At 42.2% G+C, this 20,152-nt stretch carries 25 protein-coding genes and 1 tRNA gene; 8 read left to right on the forward strand and 18 right to left on the reverse strand.

From position 1 onward, the window contains the following. Position 1: 1 nt before the first annotated feature. The 4 genes from ACETMN_RS23230 to ACETMN_RS23245 all read right to left on the reverse strand — a co-directional run bounded on the left by ACETMN_RS23230 (position 2) and on the right by ACETMN_RS23245 (position 3,911). Complete coding sequence (locus ACETMN_RS23230) at positions 2 to 1,000, reverse strand: hypothetical protein (protein ID WP_091014213.1); 999 nt, start codon at positions 998 to 1,000, stop codon at positions 2 to 4. After that, on the reverse strand, positions 987 to 1,259 hold the full coding sequence (locus tag ACETMN_RS23235; RefSeq protein WP_411735191.1) for a hypothetical protein: 273 nt from the start codon (positions 1,257 to 1,259) through the stop codon (positions 987 to 989). Before ACETMN_RS23235 ends, ACETMN_RS23230 begins: the two co-directional genes overlap by 14 nt. A gap of 180 nt (positions 1,260 to 1,439) precedes the next feature. Continuing rightward, complete coding sequence (locus ACETMN_RS23240) at positions 1,440 to 3,650, reverse strand: M1 family metallopeptidase (protein WP_091014208.1); 2,211 nt, start codon at positions 3,648 to 3,650, stop codon at positions 1,440 to 1,442. Positions 3,651 to 3,838: 188 nt separating this feature from the next. Further along, positions 3,839 to 3,911, reverse strand: a tRNA-Val gene (locus ACETMN_RS23245). Between the two features lie 144 nt (positions 3,912 to 4,055). Between ACETMN_RS23245 and ACETMN_RS23250 the strand changes: the two genes are divergently transcribed. The 3 genes from ACETMN_RS23250 to ACETMN_RS23260 all read left to right on the forward strand — a co-directional run bounded on the left by ACETMN_RS23250 (position 4,056) and on the right by ACETMN_RS23260 (position 5,344). After that, entirely contained in the window at positions 4,056 to 4,313 is a 258-nt protein-coding gene (locus ACETMN_RS23250) for a hypothetical protein (RefSeq protein ID WP_411735192.1), read from the forward strand. Positions 4,314 to 4,551: 238 nt separating this feature from the next. Next, a complete protein-coding gene (locus tag ACETMN_RS23255; protein WP_411736435.1) occupies positions 4,552 to 4,995 on the forward strand; it encodes a GNAT family N-acetyltransferase in 444 nt (147 codons plus the stop codon). Between the two features lie 112 nt (positions 4,996 to 5,107). After that, a complete protein-coding gene (locus ACETMN_RS23260) occupies positions 5,108 to 5,344 on the forward strand; it encodes a DUF3892 domain-containing protein (protein ID WP_017687389.1) in 237 nt (78 codons plus the stop codon). A gap of 75 nt (positions 5,345 to 5,419) precedes the next feature. On the opposite strand, the gene ACETMN_RS23265 is transcribed toward ACETMN_RS23260, so the two are convergent. From ACETMN_RS23265 to ACETMN_RS23280, 4 genes are all read right to left on the reverse strand, one after another. Next, positions 5,420 to 5,701 (reverse strand): hypothetical protein, encoded by a 282-nt coding sequence (locus ACETMN_RS23265; RefSeq protein WP_047843713.1) that lies wholly within the window; start codon positions 5,699 to 5,701, stop codon positions 5,420 to 5,422. Next, entirely contained in the window at positions 5,685 to 5,906 is a 222-nt protein-coding gene (locus tag ACETMN_RS23270; protein WP_017687387.1) for a hypothetical protein, read from the reverse strand. Before ACETMN_RS23270 ends, ACETMN_RS23265 begins: the two co-directional genes overlap by 17 nt. Positions 5,907 to 6,102: 196 nt before the next feature. Then, a complete protein-coding gene (locus tag ACETMN_RS23275; RefSeq protein ID WP_036614744.1) occupies positions 6,103 to 6,423 on the reverse strand; it encodes a DUF3889 domain-containing protein in 321 nt (106 codons plus the stop codon). 56 nt (positions 6,424 to 6,479) lie between these two features. After that, entirely contained in the window at positions 6,480 to 6,788 is a 309-nt protein-coding gene (locus ACETMN_RS23280; protein WP_411735193.1) for a hypothetical protein, read from the reverse strand. Between the two features lie 261 nt (positions 6,789 to 7,049). Here ACETMN_RS23280 and ACETMN_RS23285 point away from each other — a divergent pair, with 261 nt between their 5' ends. After that, positions 7,050 to 7,952: a manganese catalase family protein gene (locus tag ACETMN_RS23285; protein WP_036614750.1), complete on the forward strand. Its 903-nt coding sequence runs from the start codon at positions 7,050 to 7,052 to the stop codon at positions 7,950 to 7,952. 223 nt (positions 7,953 to 8,175) lie between these two features. Here ACETMN_RS23285 and ACETMN_RS23290 read toward each other — a convergent pair whose 3' ends face one another. Next, positions 8,176 to 8,469, reverse strand: a complete 294-nt coding sequence (locus ACETMN_RS23290; protein ID WP_411735194.1) for a DUF6809 family protein — start codon at positions 8,467 to 8,469, stop codon at positions 8,176 to 8,178. Positions 8,470 to 8,609: 140 nt separating this feature from the next. Next, the gene (locus ACETMN_RS23295) at positions 8,610 to 8,789 is read right to left on the reverse strand and encodes a CopG family transcriptional regulator (protein ID WP_411735195.1); all 180 of its coding nucleotides are present in this window, start codon (positions 8,787 to 8,789) and stop codon (positions 8,610 to 8,612) included. A gap of 680 nt (positions 8,790 to 9,469) precedes the next feature. On the opposite strand from ACETMN_RS23295, the gene ACETMN_RS23300 reads away from it, so the two are divergent. The 4 genes from ACETMN_RS23300 (at position 9,470) to ACETMN_RS23315 (ending at position 12,987) form a co-directional block, all read left to right on the forward strand. Continuing rightward, on the forward strand, positions 9,470 to 9,829 hold the full coding sequence (locus ACETMN_RS23300) for a hypothetical protein (RefSeq protein WP_091014187.1): 360 nt from the start codon (positions 9,470 to 9,472) through the stop codon (positions 9,827 to 9,829). A gap of 94 nt (positions 9,830 to 9,923) precedes the next feature. Beyond that, positions 9,924 to 11,909, forward strand: coding sequence for a hypothetical protein (locus ACETMN_RS23305; RefSeq protein ID WP_411735196.1), 1,986 nt, complete (start codon positions 9,924 to 9,926; stop codon positions 11,907 to 11,909). Next, complete coding sequence (locus ACETMN_RS23310) at positions 11,906 to 12,514, forward strand: ABC transporter ATP-binding protein (RefSeq protein WP_091014180.1); 609 nt, start codon at positions 11,906 to 11,908, stop codon at positions 12,512 to 12,514. The genes ACETMN_RS23305 and ACETMN_RS23310 overlap by 4 nt, the downstream gene beginning before the upstream one ends. A gap of 2 nt (positions 12,515 to 12,516) precedes the next feature. Next, positions 12,517 to 12,987: a hypothetical protein gene (locus tag ACETMN_RS23315; protein ID WP_143786474.1), complete on the forward strand. Its 471-nt coding sequence runs from the start codon at positions 12,517 to 12,519 to the stop codon at positions 12,985 to 12,987. A 271-nt stretch (positions 12,988 to 13,258) separates the two neighbouring features. On the opposite strand, the gene ACETMN_RS23320 is transcribed toward ACETMN_RS23315, so the two are convergent. The 8 genes from ACETMN_RS23320 to ACETMN_RS23355 all read right to left on the reverse strand — a co-directional run bounded on the left by ACETMN_RS23320 (position 13,259) and on the right by ACETMN_RS23355 (position 20,058). Further along, a complete protein-coding gene (locus ACETMN_RS23320; protein WP_091014174.1) occupies positions 13,259 to 13,465 on the reverse strand; it encodes a hypothetical protein in 207 nt (68 codons plus the stop codon). 48 nt (positions 13,466 to 13,513) lie between these two features. Then, positions 13,514 to 13,711, reverse strand: coding sequence for a hypothetical protein (locus ACETMN_RS23325; RefSeq protein ID WP_411735197.1), 198 nt, complete (start codon positions 13,709 to 13,711; stop codon positions 13,514 to 13,516). Between the two features lie 17 nt (positions 13,712 to 13,728). Then, positions 13,729 to 14,814, reverse strand: a complete 1,086-nt coding sequence (locus ACETMN_RS23330; protein ID WP_341073677.1) for a DUF3626 domain-containing protein — start codon at positions 14,812 to 14,814, stop codon at positions 13,729 to 13,731. Between the two features lie 180 nt (positions 14,815 to 14,994). Continuing rightward, on the reverse strand, positions 14,995 to 15,489 hold the full coding sequence (locus tag ACETMN_RS23335) for a DUF3221 domain-containing protein (protein WP_411735198.1): 495 nt from the start codon (positions 15,487 to 15,489) through the stop codon (positions 14,995 to 14,997). 153 nt (positions 15,490 to 15,642) lie between these two features. Then, on the reverse strand, positions 15,643 to 15,972 hold the full coding sequence (locus ACETMN_RS23340; RefSeq protein ID WP_210108872.1) for a hypothetical protein: 330 nt from the start codon (positions 15,970 to 15,972) through the stop codon (positions 15,643 to 15,645). A 236-nt stretch (positions 15,973 to 16,208) separates the two neighbouring features. Further along, positions 16,209 to 17,924 carry an ABC transporter ATP-binding protein gene (locus ACETMN_RS23345; RefSeq protein WP_341073679.1) on the reverse strand — a complete coding sequence of 572 codons (1,716 nt, stop codon included), beginning with the start codon at positions 17,922 to 17,924 and terminating at the stop codon, positions 16,209 to 16,211. Positions 17,925 to 17,968: 44 nt separating this feature from the next. Further along, positions 17,969 to 19,000 carry a FecCD family ABC transporter permease gene (locus tag ACETMN_RS23350; RefSeq protein WP_074095819.1) on the reverse strand — a complete coding sequence of 344 codons (1,032 nt, stop codon included), beginning with the start codon at positions 18,998 to 19,000 and terminating at the stop codon, positions 17,969 to 17,971. A 2-nt stretch (positions 19,001 to 19,002) separates the two neighbouring features. Next, the gene (locus ACETMN_RS23355; protein WP_036614761.1) at positions 19,003 to 20,058 is read right to left on the reverse strand and encodes a FecCD family ABC transporter permease; all 1,056 of its coding nucleotides are present in this window, start codon (positions 20,056 to 20,058) and stop codon (positions 19,003 to 19,005) included. Positions 20,059 to 20,152 lie beyond the last annotated feature (94 nt).

Raw genomic sequence — 20,152 nt, forward strand, 5'->3', positions numbered from 1 at the left:
TCTACACCCCCACCGAATAGGCTACACCGATATTATGATCGGTATTGTAATACACGTACACTACCCCGTCCATAACGGACACCATCAAGGATTGCATATTGGTCGTTTCCCAATTTAATGCCGGAAAATATATATCTGAAGGTTTGTCCAGCAGTTGACGAAAGTCTGCGCTGATCTTGGCAATGGCAGGCCGAGCTACAGTCGTGACCCCACCGGAAGCATAAGCCGATAACATGCCCAACCACCACATGCTCCCTTTGTACATAAATACACCAGCATTGGGTCTCGAAATGTTTTCATCCGCCGATAAAGTCGCATCATTACCACCCATTAATGGTCTCGGATCAGCTAACCAGCTACGTCCGTCATGTGAATGCCAGATACATTTGCGGCCAAAGTCGCCGCCGCCCATCACCGAGAAACCGATCCATTTGCCGCCATTTCTGAAGCATGAGAAGTAACCGGTATGACCATCACCCGGGAAGCCGGGAGGTTTGTCCAAAATCAAACCCACTCTTGTCCAGTTAACCATGTCTACAGAGGTCGCAAGTGCCGTCGATTGGTTGATCCCCAGTCCGTTTTGTTGATAATACATAAAGAATAATTGTTCTTCATCGTTCCAGATCACAAATGGCGTTTCCGTTGAATTTCCAACTACGGTATCGAGATATACCTGTCCGTGTTTGGTCCATGGTCCTGTTGGACTGTTAGAATAGGCTAGTCCAATACCACCGATGTTATTATGGTTGGTGGAATACGTGGCATAATAATCTGCTTTGGCATCAGGGATAAGCCCCTTCACTTTGATCGCCCGAAACCAATAGATCGATTGTAGACCCGCCATTGCAGCGGTATATATAGGATTGTCCATTTTTTTATCAAATTGAGGCGTGTACATCCGTCTGGATTCTGCATCGCAATAGTCATAAGGTGCAATGTCCCTATTCGCCTTCATCGCTGCGCCCAGTGCTTCCTGAGCAATATTTTCAGTCGTAGACATGGGAACTCAACTCCTTCGTGAGCAGGCTATTACCATTTACCGGTCGCGAATATAAAACATCCGAAGTGTCCTTTAATAGGATTGAAAAATCAACAACATTACCCTCATTTGCAGCCGGCTCCTGAGTAATACAAATGATAGGACAAATTCTAGCATTATATGAATACGCTTTCATTTTGTTCATTCCTTTATTTCCTTTACAGTTGTTATCAGCAACTGTCCCTTTCATTGGTACGCCCGGATAATGTTGATCCTTCATATTAAATCCCTCCTATTGTTTTCTCCCGATAAGTATATTCATGAAGTTACCTTTCTGTTAAAGCATTATGCCCATATTACAGCCTATTATTCTCAGTCTGGTTTTCATATAAAACATAAACAGGTTAACCAATACAAATTGGCTAACCTGTTTGAACGAAGAAACTGCACAACCAACTACTTATTCCTCCGCAAAAAGTGAAGATATGGGATTGGCTACTTTTTTATTGGATTTCTCCTTGCCTTGGTTATCCAATACATAGTACTGGTAAAAGTCGTTCGTGAATCCAATAGACTCCTGTGTTTTCAGCTTAAAAGCTTCAAATGCCGCATCACTCAGATGATCCTCATTCCAGAAATAATGAAGCATCAATCGATTCTGGTTATAGGGATGTTTGATAACGTATGCACCCGCGGCGAGAGGTTGGTTCATGGTATTTTTCCAAGGAAAACCCGTCTGTTTCGTTCGATCAATAATGTTAAATTTTAAAGCCTGCACCAATCCGTTTGACTTGGCATTGCCAATGACAATAAGGTTACTGTTGCCAATCTCTTTTTTCATCTTTTGCTTCAGTTTCTTGCGATCCCGTATAATGTCGTATCTCATACCGGTCATATCAAGGAATCCGGTCAACTGATTAACCATATCTTCCTGCTGTTTAGTTGCAAGCTTACTGACCTGATCGCTGAGCACAATGGTTAATTCCTCGCCTTGAAGGACTTTGTCCATCAATCGATTCATCACTTCATAAGGCAGATTAGGGATCATGCCCATGACAGCCTGATACTGTTGTTGTAACATGTCATGTACATAGGCGGCGGTCTCTTCCTGTGATAATTGGTATTCCGGCTTTAAGACAAAGTTAGGCTGATATAGGGCCATCTGCATTTCTGAACGTACTTCCTTACCAAGCACATCTTCAATGGTGTGAAGCAGCCCCTCTAAAGTTGCATTCTGGTACACGTAGCGTTTGAAATATGTTCTCATCAATTCGTCAAATTTCTCTTCGCCGACGGTACGATAAAGCTGATAGATCGCTTGTCTTCCCTTCTGATAATACACCAAACCTGCTAAATCCCCAGCTTCATCGTTTGTTGACGCAATCGCCATATCTACGGGCGCAGTATCAAACTGTATGGATCTGAACCCATTTAGCTTGTCTCCCTGTTTCTCGGCAAAATACACCATGGAGAAATCAGCAAAGCCTTCATCCAGGAAGGATTCGGTCTCCGAGTTATTACCGATCAATGCATGGAACCACTGATGCGCTATTTCATGAACAAAGGTTGTGTCTTCTTCTGGAATAGCACCATTTTGAATCTGTCCCATCTGGATGAGCCTCGCATACTCCACGGCAACGCCTTGTACATACGTCTCGACAATTCGGAACTCTGGATAGGGATACTTGCCATATTTCTCACTATAAAAATCGATGACCTTGAATGCCTGATTAATGTACCGGTCAACTATCTTTTTCTTGGATGGATCATCGTTGTAATAATAGTATTCCACCGTCAGACCGTTACGGGTAGCGCGCTCCACTTGAAGATTAGGACTGGCAAAGAAAACAAACTCTCTCGTATTCTCGGCTACGGCAGAAACAATTTTACGTCCATGTTCTGTACTGTCTTGAGTGGTGATAGAGCCAGGCATGGCTACCTGATACTCCTCAGGCACATTAAATTGAACTTCAAAGTCCGATGAGGTGTAATAATCGCTCTCAAAAGTTCGACTATACGGTGCCTTGTTCCATTGATGCTTAACCTCGTCGTAAACAGACATCACCGGGAACCAGTGCGCACCATTGATCATGTCCTTGTAGTAGGAAACTCGCTGTGAGCCATAGGGTATATTCAACTGAAACTCCAGTTGGAATGATACAGATTCGCCTGGTTGAACGGGCTCTTTCAACTGCACGGTCAACGCTTGGTTTTCCTTATGGAAATCGAGAGATTGGCTATCTGCTGTTACAGCCTGAATATCGATGCCACCCAGAAAGTCCTCCGCTGTCTTCTCCGGGTGATCTTCACTAATCTTTTCATTATGCTGTTGGTACATGCTCGCCTGTGTAGACTTGGAGAGGTTTACGTCAGCATATGTATGAAGGACCAACTGCTGGAGGGTATCCTTGCTTGTGTTGCGATATGTTACCTTCTCGCTCCCCTGGATCGTCATGTCCTTCTCATTTAATCGAGCCTGGATCTGGTATTGAATCGGGGCCTGCTCTAAAGAGTCTTTCTGTGTGTTATGTATCTTCGTAGATACAGGTGGGACTGCTTCCGCTGCCACAACCCCCATGTTGGCAAGTGGGCTTGTTGCCAGTATTAAAGCCAGTGTACCCGCAATCCCTACTCTGGCTAACTTTGATGTAAATGGGTTTGAATAATTCATTAGTTCTCTCCTTCTCCTGTTCTATGATGACCTCAGAACCAAGTATAGAAGAGGAACCTTACGTTGAATTTATGTTTTATTTAAGTTTTGTTTAAAAAAAGGAAAAGAACATGAAGCTTTCTCAAATCTCATTCATGTTTGTATGTAAAAAAAGAAAAGAAGCCTTACATCGTAAGGCTTCTCGTGTATGATCTGTAGTGGGCTCGAACCACTGACCCCTACCCTGTCAAGATAGTGCTCTCCCAGCTGAGCTAACAGATCATGATATATAAATGTTTCCCAATCAAGTAACAGTATCATATCAAGTAACCGTGTTCATTGTCAATGATTTATTTGGTTATAATTCACCCGAAATGGTGCACAATAAAGGAAAGATTACCATTTCTACAACGAGGTGAATTCCCTATGAGAAACTTAACAAAACGGTCAACATCCAATAAATATACATTTACCAAATGCTTCTTTCTCTTTGCTGGGCTTGTGATTCTCAGTACAACCGTTACGGGTTGCAGCTTGGAGAAGGACGAACATACGGTTCAATTTCAACAGTTAAAACAACCCAATGAGAATGTTGAATCTCTGCCCGTCTGGCTGGACGTATACTCCAAATCTGTAATTCAAGATGTATATTCTCCGCGAGGAAGCAGTGAAGTCTTGCCGTAAAGGTTAACAGATGAATTACTCATCTTCATCCCACTTGCGTGAGTATGCTTTCTTCGTAACGTAATACAACAGAGTAATCATTCCCGCTGACATTAACAAGGTAATGACCATGATGCCTGTCATGCCCATCACTACCCCCTCCTCTCCCAATATGTTCCAGACTTCACTATACAGGAAAAACATTTTTTTGTATAATTCAGTCTGATATGTCGCGCAAGAGCAGAAAGAAGGAATGGAATTGGCAGCTGAGATTAGTTATGTATCGACAGAAGAACAACTGGAGCAAGCCCTGGGAATTCGCCATCACGTTTTTGTGATCGAGCAACAGGTGCCTGCCGAGATTGAGATTGATCAATATGATGTCATCAGTCCAGATGTGCATCATGTATTGTTAAGTACGGATGGCCAAGCTGTAGCCACAGGACGTCTGATCTATTACAGCAAGGATACGGCCAAAATGCAGCGGATCGCGGTGCTTGAGTCTCATCGTTCATTCGGTTATGGACGTGTGCTTCTGCTCGCGATGGAGGAACGAGCACGTGAACTCGGCTTATCCTATTCTATACTGGATGCTCAATGTCAGGCACAGAAATTCTATGAAAAACTGGGTTATGAAGTGATTTCGGAAGAACCTTTTTATGATGCAGATATTCTGCATGTTCGCATGAAAAAGAGTCTGTAAAACTTCGGCATTGGCAAGTCTGATCAGCATATGATGCATACTTCCCATGAATTCGGATAGGCTAATCAGGTAAACAGATTCCTATCTCGTCATATAAGGAGAGTGTGACATCATGGATCAAACGACACGCGAGAGTTTCACAGCAGTACAGAAAAATGGTGACGGTGACCTGACAGCTTTTCAGACTTCAGCAGGACGTGTACTGGATTATCAGCAGGCACTTGCAGAAGTAAAAGCTGGTGCTATTGCCGGTGTGAATGTATTTAAAGGCAAGGATGGCGAAATGTACATTCGCGGCGATGCCGACGGTGACCCAACCAACAACCTGGACCAACTTCCCCATTTCTAAAATAGATGCACATGTCGTACATGTGACACAATAAGCGCCGATCCGGATATCCGGGTTGGCGTTTTCTTATTATGATTAGTAGTCCGTAAAATATTTTACGGAATCACCGGAAGGTTGGCTTTTGCGAATCGGCTGTTGTACCTGTTCCCATGCCTGTAAAATCTGTATACCTTCGAGAGTAGACCGATTCTCCCACGCGATGTGCCCGGTTCGTTCAAGCTCCAGCAAAGACTCATGAATGTAAGCTCTGCTTCGTCCCGTCTTGTTCTCCAGTTCATCCATACGCGGCAGCCTGCGCCGTTGTCCTGCATAGTTCACCATAATACGCAAAATCTTGCGTTCAAAGTCGTTCAGCATACTTTACCTCCCCATTCAGATCGGTAACAGGACGCCATGCCAAAATACCTTGCTCCAGAAATGTTCGGGGTGAGCCTTCTTTTCCTGCTGATGCCCTAATCATCCCGCCACGTACACTGTTAATTCGAATCTGTCGCTGCGTAATCTGCCCTGCACGATCCATGTAGACAAGCTCCACCATCTGGCCAATATATTTCCCTAGCATAATCATCCCTCCGATAAGAACGTTTGTTTGTATTTCTTATTATATGCGAACATAAGTTCTTTATTCAATAGTAAAAAAAGGATTTTGTAAAATAAAAAAAACCAGACTTTCACCTTAAAGATTAAGGTAGTCTGGTTCCTCCAATGATGTAGCTGATATGCAAACATGGCTTATAATGATCAAGTTCAGTAACGGATCAGTGTCGATCCGATTCCGAAAATTGCACTTTCTTTAACTGTTGTGTAGATGGATTAAAATCAACATTTACATAGACTGCGAATTGCTTGCCGTCTTTAGCACGAACCCACAGCTTGAACTGTTCCCGTGATTGATCCGCTGTTAGGGAGGTACGACCGATATGCTTATAGTCCAAAATATCCACATTATACTTGGTCTGTGTTTCTTTAACCGCAATAATTCCCCACTTCGCATAATCAGGGATAGCAGCACCTGTACCAGATGTAATTCCAGCTAAACTCAGGACTACCGACATAACGGTAACGATGAGCATTCTCATTTCACTCACTCCTTGGGACAATATATTTCTGTTATATTGCCCGTCCGAGTTTCATTTTACACGAATAAACAAAAGATCCAGGCAAGTGGTCGTAGGGAAAAAGGAACCACATGAACAAGCCGGCCAAACGAATCAGGAGGCTCCGTCCGGAAACTCATTCCCCAGTCACCCGAGAAAAAGTGTTGTTGTGTCTTCGGCTCCTCAGGACGTTCCAACCCGTATTTCTTCTCAAGTAACTGCCGTGTTTCTTCATCCACCTGAACCTCGTTTGTAACGTCATATGCTGTGGCAGGCTCGCTGCTTATGTACATCTGAATCATTAGAAACATCACAATCCCAACTATTTGTATCCAACGCTTATTCATCTCTTACTCCTTTATGGATTCATAACTCTCTTCTCTTGTATGTGGAGACTCGTTTGAATGTTTGATTATACATAAATTTGACCGTATTGGAAATAACAAATGGGAGAAAAGTTGGGGCATGCGTTATACGATGCTTAAGTCCCATTTGGTTGGTTTTTTGTTTAAAAAACCCAACAAACGTGTAATAGGCCATGACAGAGTGACTCCACGATCTGAAACCCTACACGATCTGCAATACCAATTTGAGGAGGTTACACCCGCATGTTCAAACGCTTGGATGAAATCCTGATTGAGATTCCCAATGTCGAGAAGCCAGATCCGAATGCTGCGGCAGCTATACAAGAATTGCTCGGCGGCAAATTCGGAGAAATGTCAACGTTGAACAATTACCTCTATCAATCGTTTAATTTTCGTTCCAAAGAAAAGCTGAAGCCCTTCTATGACCTCGTCATGAGCATTACGGCTGAAGAATTGGGTCATGTTGAACTCGTGTCTCATGGGATTAACAAGTGCCTCAGAGGCTCAACCGAGTACAAAGAACCCGACGATACGCCGCTAGGTTCGGTGAAAGATGCTCGTCTGTCGTATCACTATCTGGCAGGTGCACAAGGCGCAATGCCTTTCGACTCTATGGGTAATCCATGGACGGGAGCAAACGTCTTCAACAGTGGCAACCTGGTCGAGGATCTGCTGCATAACTTCTTCTTAGAATGTGGCGCTCGTACCCATAAAATGAAAGTATATGAGATGACGGATCACCCGGCAGCCCGGGAAGTAGTTGGTTTCCTGCTGGTACGTGGCGGCGTTCATGTTGTCGCATATGCGAAAGCACTTGAGATTGCAACTGGCGTAAATGTGACCAAGCTGGTTCCTATTCCTTCACTGAACAACAAAGCCTTCAACGAGGCTCGTAAATATGAAGAAAAAGGGGTACACACCAAGCTGTACACCTATAGTGACAAAGATTTCAACACGATCGGTCAGATCTGGAAAGGCACTCATCCCGAAGATGGACAACCTCTTGAAGTCATCCAAGGGATACCTGAAGGGTTCCCGATTCCGGAAGCTCCTGCGGTGGAAGAAGAATTCGCACCAGGCATTTCGCAAGAAGACTTTAAAGAGATTGCTCGTCGTCTGAAGATGGCGGGAAATATTGCGGATTAAGGAACAAGTTGTTTAACAGGTTCTTTCCCTATATATAAATTGTTAACTCTATGTTTAAGTGAAGCCCTCGAACCCTGCTGCTGAATGCAGAGAGGATTTGAGGGCTTTGTTATATTAAATGTATGATACAATTTTATGTTGCAATATGAGTATGTTGTATGAACTTCATTTCCTGAAAATTTAGCTGTAAAAGTAAACCGGATCTCTGCTCACATCGTTAAACTTAGCTAAACTCCAACACCGATTCCTCACGCTGACTCATGACTTCAATTAACATGTTGGCACCCAGACGAAAACCTTGTGTAAACGCTGCTTCCCTATGCATGCCCTCACATCTGCCACACAAGTCAAATAACTGTTCAAGCTCACGGAATTCGTTCTCGCTCAATCGATTCTTCCACTGCTCTGTCAGAGCTGCAATCTGCCGCCCTAACGCTTGGTATTCAGGATGTGTCGGCATCATCATCTCATCCGATCGAAGTCGTCCATTATATAATGCTTCTAATATCGAATTCATGTGCATCCTCCTGTATATCAATTCCCACCTCACTTGAATGAACGTTCTGCACATGGTAGGATATTTATGCAGTCGCTCATTCAAGTGATTGCGGGGTAGGAAGCAGCGTGTTCTTCGTGGGACTAGCGCTGCTTCCTTTTTTATTTTTGGAGATCGTCGTAAATCTTCTCAATCCCTTTGCGAACGATGTCTGATCGATTCGTATTCAGCTTCTCAGCCGAAATATCGAGCTTGTTCATAATTTCCTTGTCAACACGTATCTCAATCGTTCTGCTTTTGGGTTTGTCAGATTTAGGCCGCCCCATCTTTTTGGCGGACATTTGCTTCACCTCTTTTTTTGTCCTGACAACAATATATTATTGCCAGGACAAAAAGTCAATCGATTCATCCTACCTCTCAATAATCTTCTTCTCGACAGGTGATTTTTGATACGTGATTGCTGACTAGTGTTGAAGCAAACAGCCATTCAATATAAGATTTTAGATATTTATAACTTAATTCAATCAACATCTCAGTATAATACTTACATTACATTGCATTTCAAATAAAAAATGCCCAACATTAAAAATTATAGTTTTTTTGCTTTAACACATGCTAAAAAGGAATTAAATAAATAAATTTGTTGATATTTGTAATTTTTAATGGTAAATTATTGTAGACTTAGCTAGGTCGCAACTTTGAAAACAAGATCCTAAACAAGTATAATGTCATTCATCAGAATGATGAACCTTGTGACGACAATGGGAACCATTATACACGTGTTTCTACAGCGGTATCTATAGTATAAGTTTGTAGTCCAATTCTATTTGTGCTAATGAATATGCACTTAGATGCAGCGCGTTATTATTTCATATCAAATAGAAATTTATAAAACTCCATTTTTATATAGAGATACCTAAGTGGAAATAACACATAAGAGCACCATCTTTCAAAGTAATATCAGTTCCCTCTCTTGTTAGTTGACTGTTTATAAAATAAACTAAAAGGTGGATGATACAAAATGAAAAAATTTAAAATCGCTTCTATTGCCACAGTAGCTATAGTTCTGTCCTTATCCCTTTCTGCTCTGACGGCATCTGCTGCATCAATTGAAGCTTCTAGAAATGGTGCTTCTAATTTCGAGAAGGCATGGAAGGCTGAATTATCGACGGCAGATAAAAAAGGAAAAATGCAATATGGGTTTAATAAATTTGCAATTGACGAGGACTTTACCTGGACCATTCATGACTCAAATGGCCATACTGCTATTGTAACCAGAGGTTCAAGCAACAGTAGTTCCTCTAGTGGTTCTGCTGGTAGTTGGGCAAAAGTCGAAGTCACACATAACAACGTTTCAGTGAAATACACAATGAATTACTAATTCATATGTTTCTTTCACTCTAATAGTGTGAAATGTACACAAGGAGATCTCCTTGTGTACATTTTGTAATCTTATTACAAGGAGCGTATGGTTGTTGAAAAAAATAAAATACGGAATTAGTATCATAATGATATTAGTAGGTTTTCTCATTACTGGTGAAAGCTATCAATTATATTTAGATAATTTCGAAACTGCAAACTATAGCACTACGCTCTTTTTAAATGGATCTCCAAATAATACGGAACCCAAAATGGTCGAGGACATAACAAAAGCTGCACAACAAAATGACGTACAAGTATATACTGTTATATCGAATGTCCAAAGTATGCTATTAAGCGAACGTCGCATTTACGGCACTTCAGGTGCATTTCAGTACATACAGGAGCATCTTCATGTCAATGAAAGAAGTTACCCAAGCTTATTATCTGGGACAAAGAATGTCGTTTTTAAAACATTAAACGAACTGCCAGAGAACGAAGATTTATCAAATATATCTCAATACTATCTGATTGGAAGTAAGGATAATATTTTCAATTTTAAGGATAGTTTGAATGGTATATATGCAGGAAACTTCCCACAAGAAGGATATGAAAGTTCAAGCAAGATGAACATTTTTTTTGTGTGGTCTCTTATTTCAATTGTTTTACTTTTCCTCTCTTATTATGATGTAATTCTGCAAAAAAAAGAAAGCTTTATACGTATCTCTCTTGGAGAAAGAACTAGCTCCATTGTTGCAAAAAATATAATTCTGGACACGTTTTCTTACTCTCTTATTTTTTCTGCGTCCCTTCTTATTCTCCAATATTACACAAATTCTTTTTTTTATCTTATTATTTCTGTTAGCATTTTTTCGAGTATGATGTTTCTGAACGCACTTTTGTATTCCTCTCTTTATTTCTACAATATTAAAGAAGCCTTATCGGATACAATTAGTTCAAAAAAATTATTAACAATAAATTACTTTTTAAAAACAATTAGTGTTATCATCACTTTAACTATCGTTTCTAGTAATATTGTTGTAATCGTTGAGGGGGTTCACTTTTATCAACAACGATCTTTTTTTGAAAACCATGCTGATTATTTTTATGTAAAAACACAATACGCCCAAACAAATGAACAAGATCAAAACTCCTCCTTTGAAGAATCACTATTTGTGACTGAAACGTTTTACCGGAAGTTCTTTAAAGACTTTGATGCGACACAACTCGTTACTTCTGGGGTGTTTGGAAAAAACGTGATTTTGTCGAATCAAAATAATTTGTCTTACCTCCAAGAACAGATACCTGAACTCAATCAAATAAACACAAAAAAGGGATTATATCTAGTTTTACCAGAGCATATGAAAGATGATACGGATATAATTAATCAATTGAAAAAAAATTATCAGATGATCGAACAAAATGGCATTGAATACGACTATGATATTATTTATTACGGTGGAAATCCAAAAGTCATAGCCATTGATGAGTTCTCATTAAATGGTAGCTTTTATATAAACAGTCCCGTTATTATTTTGAACAACATAGATTGGAGTCAATATGTTGATTCGGCAAACGCTAGCCACTTTCGCTGGGACTTTGCTCATGATATTTTGTATAAAGTTTCACCCGATCAACTAGCCAACTTTATTGCGGAAAATACCACAGAGACAAACCGGCTTTATTATCAACTAACTAACGCACTCGAAAAATATGAGTATCAATGGAATATCATTAAGAGAACGCTCTATTTAAATATCATACTTACTTTCTTAATTCTATTTTTAGAGTTTGTTACGATTACAACCATTCTTCGTTTAGAATATAAAGTGAATGCGGTAGAATTAAGTGTAAAAAAAGTACTGGGATATACCTTATGGCAGAAAAATCGAAAGATTCTACTTATCACTTTAATTCCTACTATCCTAGGCATCATTGCTGCTTCTGTAGTTCAATTATTTAACGATTCCGGAAGTTATTTTATATATTTATTTTTTGCAAGTTTAATTATTCTTGTCCTTGAAACCTTTATTATTCTGTACTATATACGAAAACTTGAAAGAACTTCTGTTCCAAAAATTTTAAAGGGGGGAAGTCTATGATTGAAGTTACAAATGTATCGAAATCATTTGAAGGTAATATGCTCTTTTCCGATCTAAATTTAAGAATTGATAAAGGAGAGTTTGTGGTGTTTTCTGGACCTAGCGGCTGCGGAAAGACAACCCTTCTTAACATAATTGGAGCAATTGAATCCATCGATCGTGGGGAAATTAAAGTAGACGGCATCAATATTCGCAAACGAAAAAATCAACTTTTTTATTTCAAATATAAATTAGGACTTCTTTTTCAAAACTTTGCACTTGTTGATAATAAAACAGTAAAGGAAAACCTAAGTTTTGTTCGGAAAGATTGCCAGTCAGGAGTATCCATTGACCAAGCATTAGAGAGGGTTGGAATTAAAGACAAACTAAACAAAAAAGTTTATACATTATCGGGAGGGGAGCAGCAACGAGTAGCATTAGCAAGATTGATGATTAAAAAGTGCGATATCATCTTAGCAGATGAGCCAACTGGTTCGCTAGATGACAAAAATGCAGAGGCTGTACTGGATATTATCAAGCAACTCCACTTACAGGGGAAGACCATTGTTATGGTAACTCATGATGAGAAATTAAAGAAGAAAGGGGATCGGATAATCCACTTATGAAGATGACACGAAAGAAAAAAATAATTTTTCTTATAACTGGTATTGCCCTTCTGAGTTTTATAGTATGGAACCTTGTATGGTTTGTTTTTGTCTCAACTATATACACTCCTTTTACTAAGGAGGTTACTAAGGACAAGTATGGTTCCCATCACATTGTTGATTCGGATGGATACAACTATAACGTTGCAATGCCAATATATTTGTTCTTTAGTGGGAACTTGGCTGTAGTGGCTCCCGAAGCAAAATCCACATTAATTATCTGGCCGAAAGTATTTGGAGGGTATGAATACGGTGTACGGATACAAGATGCAAGTGGAGGCTACGAAATAATGATTGATGCTGATGGAAATCCCATCCGATTACCTCAGCAAAGTAATAAGGAATTTGACACGTTGGTAAGTATTATTGAGAACAATAAGAAAGATGTTCAAGAAATACTTAAAAAAGCACATAATGTTTGGGAATTAAATTAAACCATATTTACAATAAAATATGAAATGTAGCATAAACAAATTATCATATAAAAGATTTTTGAACAGCCCTGTTACATTATGAATAGGGCTGTTCATGCTTATTTTCCATCACAAGAAGTTTTTTTATACTCAGTAATAGTATGTTATTTCATACATAATTTTAAAAATAGTAGGAAACTTCAGCATCCTTTCTAGCTCATCTTGCAATTCTATTAGATATTGCAAAGGCAATTTACTAATCTGACATGCCATCATAATGCCATGAATCCCCTCATTCTCCGCCTTGTACCTTAACTTGCTCCTCGTCCTTCACGGTCACATGAACTACTTGCCCTTCATTCGCTGCCTTCGCATCTCGCATCTGAATGGTCCATGTCCCTGTATCAGCATCAAACCGTGTGTCCTCTATGACGAAAATATGCATGTTCTCTGCATCAAGTGAACGCAGTCCGCTACGAATCGCATCCGCATCCGTCATGTGTGCACCATCCGACGCCACTGGCCAAGATACCGCTATCGTTTCTGCTCAGGCCTGCCCGGAATATGGTTGATTTTCCGGGCTTCCATCCGTCCAAACTTCAACATAGGAGCCGATCTGCGGATCAGGCGCATTGGAGAACCATTTTTCCAGATAATACCTACTTTTACCCCATTGGAACTGTACTCTTGAATGCAGGAACAACAACAAGAATGGATTCGTCCTTACGTTTAACCACATAACCAACGGAAACGAAAACCGTTTCACTTGTTCATTGGTTTTCCATATCTCACTAAGACATGCCAAAGTAATTTTAATTCTTGTAGAACTTCTTTGTAGGTTCCTCTATCACTCCAATGACTTGGATTTCGTTTCAGGTCCATAGCTGCAGAACCAATCATATTTGCATCAATCAAATCACTTTTTGCAATTCTCTTGGCTAGTGAAGGCATCGAAGGACCTCGAAAATCCATAGGAACGTCATCTACCAATAGTGTAAAGCCCATGTGCCAGTGGAGATCAATGGAATACTTTAAACATATCTGCTCTAAGATTCGTCCTGTATGTGTGCCTTTAAATGATGGGTCGGCAACAAGAATCTTTACATCTTTTTCAAGGGAAATATCACCATGAACCTGAGCTTCGATATAATGGTCCAGATTTCGGTTTGGCTCTTGGTTGGATGGATTTCGGAATGATTTCTCAAGATTGATGAGCATATGGTCAATTAACTTTTGAACTGTTAGATTTCTTTCACCAATGGCAAAATTATTATAAAATACATCCCTCATAAGAGCAGCCAAAACGAGGTCAAATTCCTCATACGTTCCCTTTTCCTCAGGGTCTTGGTGAGAATCCAAATATGTATACGTGCAACGCTGAGAGACCTCAGTGGATAAAAGGAAATAACATGATCCAAAACGCGGAGCAGGTCCATCGGGATGTAACATGACATTGAGTGCCCCATACTTGGGACGTTCGCTATTGGTTGAGCCATTAATTTGGTACGCTCCGCCAAACATTTTATTCTCCCAAACGTCACGTTCACCGCCTGAAAATGCGGATACACTTCCATTCGATAAGAAAGTCTCAAACTGACTTTTATAAACCCCCTGCTCAAGTAGTACCTCAGCCACGCTTTTCATATTCGGATCTAATCGATCTGGGTGAAAGTGTAGCGCGATACTTGCATGAGATTTTAGTTTAGTGATAGCATCTTCAAATGTCTTCAGCTCGATGTTGGACATACGAAGGATTTCCCTAATGGTTTGCTCCGCCTCATTTTTGCGGCTTCTTGCATAATTGGTTACATGCTCTTGAGCTAATTGCTGAGACCTTGATAATTCCATGTGCAGAAGATTCCTTTCCATTTTTATAAAATCATAATACATGATGGACAGTAAGGGAACTTACAGGCGGTTCAAAAATCATGATAGCCTGCAATGAATCTAATCCACATCATTTCTTTCAATTTGAATCATATTCATGTGCAACGCGCGTTCCTCCACCATCATAAAGCTATGAGCCCCTTATTCTCCGCCTTGTGTCTTAACTTTCTCCTCATCCTTCACGGTCACATGAACTACTTGCCCTTCATTCGCTGTATTCGCATCTCGCATCTGAATGGTCCATGTCCCTCTATCTGCATCAAACCGTGTGTCCTCTATGACGGGAATATGCATGTTCTCTGTATCAAGTGAATGCAGTCCGCTACGAATCGCATCCGCAGCCGTCATGTGCGCACCATCTGGTGCCACTGGACAAGATACGGCTATCTTTTCTGCTCTGGCCTGCCCAGGATAGGGTTGATTTTCCGGGCCTCCATCCGTCCAGACTTCAACATAGGAGCCGATCTGCGGATCAGGTGCATTGGAGAACCACTTTGCCGGATAATACCGACTTCCTCCTCCGTTCGCACTGAAATCCTCATATGCAGAATCAACCACAAGAATGGAATTGTCTTTACGATCAACTACATAACCAGTAAATCCATCTTCACTAGGTGCATTTGCTTGAGACTGCACAGAGTTGCACTCGATATGTCCTGAACATCCCGTAAGACATACGAACAGAATAGAGAGTAATATAAGGACTCGACGAAGATGGATCACATGTAAATCCCCCTTTAATAACACTTCTTTCTAAATTTAACGTACCCGGTCAGATTATTGTTGCATTCACTTCCTCATATCCCTTTTATACACGTACCTTCCCCAGATCACCAATGTTGCGCATAACAAGACAGCACAGTAGGCCCAGACAAATAACATGGCGAGTCCTAACCCGATGTTGGCATCCAGGCGTTCATCAAAGATCTCTGTGAATAGCGAAAAACCAAGTGGCACGGCGCCAACAATGAAAAGTCCAATGGACCATCCACCCCAGCGTCGAAAACCAGACCCCTCACGAGTACTTGAAAGTTTGCGAATCCCTTGAGTCAGAAGCCACCAAATCAGAATAAATAATAGACAGGTTAGAAGAATTTTCAGCATATCGTTCAACTGCATATCGCGCACCTCCTACATCTTGCAAGATGATGAACATATCTTACACGTTAAGTGTTCTCTTTACTATATTACCCGTTTCCATATCCATGATCACAGGCAGATCAGAGCGCAGTATCCCTGACTCACACTTGATCATGAAAAAGAAAAAAACGCCACCGTCCTGACTCCTTCCAAGTCAAGAACGATAGCGTTACTTCTCATATTTACATTGTTACATCCACATAGGATAGGATAGGTTACGCACCAAACTGCGCATAGTGAAGGCGGCTGTACACCCCACCTGCTGCGAGTAATTCTTCATGACCTCCCTGCTCCGTAATACCTTGTTCAGCAACGACAATAATACGGTCTGCATTTTTGATCGTTGCCAGCCTGTGAGCGATGACCAGTGTAGTCCGACCTTCGGACAGCTCAGCAAGGGATTGCTGAATGGCTGCTTCCGTTTCTGTATCCAGCGCGGATGTCGCTTCGTCCAGAATCAGAATTGGCGGGTTTTTCAGGAACATACGTGCAATGGACAAGCGCTGTTTCTGTCCACCGGACAGTTTCACGCCACGTTCACCAATTAACGTATCCAATCCTTCCGGCATCGATTGAATCAAAGGTTCCATCTGTGCACGTCTGGCAGCCATCCAGATTTCTTCTTCGGAGGCATCAAGCTTCCCGTAGGCAATGTTCTCCCGAATGGTTCCATCGAAGAGGAATACGTCCTGTTGTACAATTCCGATATGACTTCGCAAGGAATCCAGCGTCATATTCTGAATCTCCTGCCCATCGATCGTGATGCGACCTTCCAGCACATCATAGAACCGCGGCAACAGACTGCACAGCGTTGTTTTACCTGCCCCCGATGGACCTACAAGCGCTACGGTTTCACCTGCACGCACGTTTAGATCGATACCTTTGAGAACAGGCTCCTGATCCGAATATCCAAAGGTCACTTGCTCATAACGAATATCTCCACGCAAATGGGATACCGCAACGGCCCCTGGACGATCTTCCACATCCGGTTCCATATCAAGCAACTCCGTATAACGTTTGAAGCCTGCAATCCCTTTGGGATACGTCTCGATAACCGAGTTGATCTTCTGGATCGGTGTCAAGAACACATTGGACAACATAATAAATGCAATGAACTGACCGTAGGTCATACTGCCTTGAATGACAAACCATGTTCCGCATACCAGGACAAAGAGGGATACCAACTTCATCAGCATATAACTGACAGAAGAGTTCCAGGCCATGATTTTGTATGCAATTAACTTGGTTTGACGGAAACGACCGTTGTTCACAGCGAATTGTGCTTTTTCATGCTCTTCATTAGCAAAAGCCTGAACAACACGGATACCTGTAATATTGTTCTCTACACGAGCGTTGAAGTCCGCAATATCACCGAACATTCGACTGAATGCCTTGGACATTTTGCTACCAAAGTAGAGCGACAGATAAATAATCAGCGGTACAATAATAAAGGTTAATACCGCCAGATTCCCGTTAATGCTCATCATGATGCTGAATGCACCAATTAGCGTCATGACCGCGATAAATACATCCTCTGGACCATGATGGGCAATCTCACCGATATCCATCAGATCGTTAGTCATACGGGACACGAGGTGTCCTGTTTTGGTATTATCGAAGAAACGGAACGATAACTTCTGCACATGATTAAACAGACTTTTACGCATATCCGTCTCAATGTTAATACCGAGCTTGTGTCCCCAATAGGTAACCACGAAATTCAAAAATGAATTCAATAAGTAGATGCCGAGCAATGCCAGACATGCCCATAGAATCCAGTCCCAGCGACCGCCTGGCAGCAGATCGTCGACTACCCGGTTGACCGCCAGTGGAAAGGCAAGCTCCAGCAAGGCGACTAAAATCGCACAACTGAAGTCAAGAATAAAGAGCTTTTTGTAAGGCCTATAATAGGCAAAGAAACGGCGAAGCATGGACTGAAGTCCTCCTTATGCAACCACACAATGATGATTACGTTCTATTTCGTCTTGCTTAAGAGGTACAGGAAGTATGGCGCACCAATAATGGCAACCAGGATCCCCGCAGGAATCTCCGAAGGCTGTAGGATGACACGACCCAGCGTATCTGCAACCAGTACAAGCAATGAACCGATCAGTGCAGATGCGGGTAACAGGAATTGATGTTTTGGACCCACCAGACGACGCGCCAAATGCGGTCCGATCAGACCTACAAAACCGATCCCCCCACTCACAGATACACATGAGCCGGCAAGTCCTACAGCAGCCGCAAGCAAAATCAGTCGCTCACGCTCAACCGGAGTCCCGAGTCCACTTGCAGTCTGGTCCCCCAGATTCAGTACGTTCAACACACGTGCCTTATACAGAACAAGCGGGACAAGAATAATAAGAAACGGTAGCAATGCCGTTACAAATTTCCAGTTCGAACCCCAGATGCTGCCTGCCATCCAGGTAGCTACAAATTGATACTTTTCCGGACTAAGCCTTAACGTAAGCACGATCATGGCAGAACTGATTCCCGCCGCTACCCCGATCCCCGTAAGCAACATACGTGTAGGCAGGATGCCCTCTCCTTTTTTGTAAGAGAGAATGTAGATCAGAAATGCAGCAAAACCGGAACCGATCAGGGCCAGAATTGGCAAAAGAAATACCGGCGCTGCTGTCGTTGTCGGGAAAAAGGAAACAAATAACATGACGACCAGACCAGCACCTGCATTAATCCCGAGGATCCCCGGATCGGCCAACGCATTCCGAGATACTCCCTGCAAAATACAACCAGATAACGCAAGTCCAGCCCCGACCAGCACCGAAATCACAATCCGTGGCAGACGGAATTCAAACAGGATCAATTCCTGTTTCGCCGTGCCTCCACCAAACAGGGTTCGCATCACCTCAAGCGGCGAAAGCTTGGTAAAACCTGTGTTCATGCTCACCACAAAAGCCGTAATAATTAATAGGGCAAGCACAATGAGGACAATCGTACTCTTGGTTCTCTTCTTGCGCTCTGCTCCAACTATTGTTGAGGATTCCATCGTTACAGAGTCCTCCTTTCTTTACGCGCCAGATACAGGAAGAATGGTACCCCGATGAGGGCAACCAATGCGCCAATTGGCGTCTCGTACGGCGGGTTAATCATACGTGCAGCCAAATCCGCAAATACAAGCAACAGACTGCCCATCACAGCGGAACATGGAATAATCCAGCGATAATCGACCCCAACCAGCTTCCGCGTGAGATGGGGAATAATGAGTCCAACAAAACCGACCGCACCCACCACGGACACAGCCGTACCCGCGAGAATCAGTACAACAATCAGGCCTATGAGCTTGATCAGCCCAGTACGTTGCCCCAAGCCCACCGCAATATCTTCTCCGAGACTAAGCAGAGTAATGGAACGGGAGATGAGAAGACCTGCGATTAGTGCAGCGAGTACCCATGGGAACATGACCTCAAGTTGAGACCACTTCGTTCCGGCTACACCACCCGCCGTCCAGAAAGCCAGATCTTGTCCAATCCTGAAATATAATGCAATCCCTTCACTGAGTGCCGACAACATCGCTGATACAGCCGCACCTGCAAGCACAAGGCGTAGTGGTGTAAGACCCGATTTGGAAGCTGCACCAAAACCATACACCAACAGGACACCAAGCCCTGCTCCAAGGAAGGAATACATGATGATATACATAAATGGCAAGCCAGGGAAAAAGGCAAAACAAACTGCAAGCGCAAATCCAGCTCCCGCATTCAACCCAAGCAGACCTGAATCGGCCAGCGGGTTACGAGTCATGCCCTGCATGATCGCACCAGCTACAGCGAAACATGCACCTACCATTGCTCCTCCAAGGATGCGTGGTAATCGAATCTCCCATATGATCTGATGTGGAGTCAGCTCAGGATTGAAATCAAAGATAGCCTTCCAGACTACACTAAGCTTAATATCAGCAGCGCCAAATGAAATGGACAACGCCATACCCAGAGCGAGTAGCAAAACTCCCCCTGTAAGAATAAGTGTGGCTGCCCACGGACGAGTGTGTATCTTCGCTGTGGGTGAATCCGGATTATGTTTTTCTGGTGAAGCTTGTGAACTCATACGCGCCCACCCTCGTTATGAGTGGAGCTGCCCAAACCTATGTACATAACAATCACCTCTCTATAAATACCGAACTTTAATGATATTGATTCTC

The sequence above is a fragment of the Paenibacillus sp. M2 genome, assembly GCF_046713495.1.
Taxonomy (GTDB): Bacteria; Bacillota; Bacilli; order Paenibacillales; family Paenibacillaceae; genus Paenibacillus; species Paenibacillus amylolyticus_B.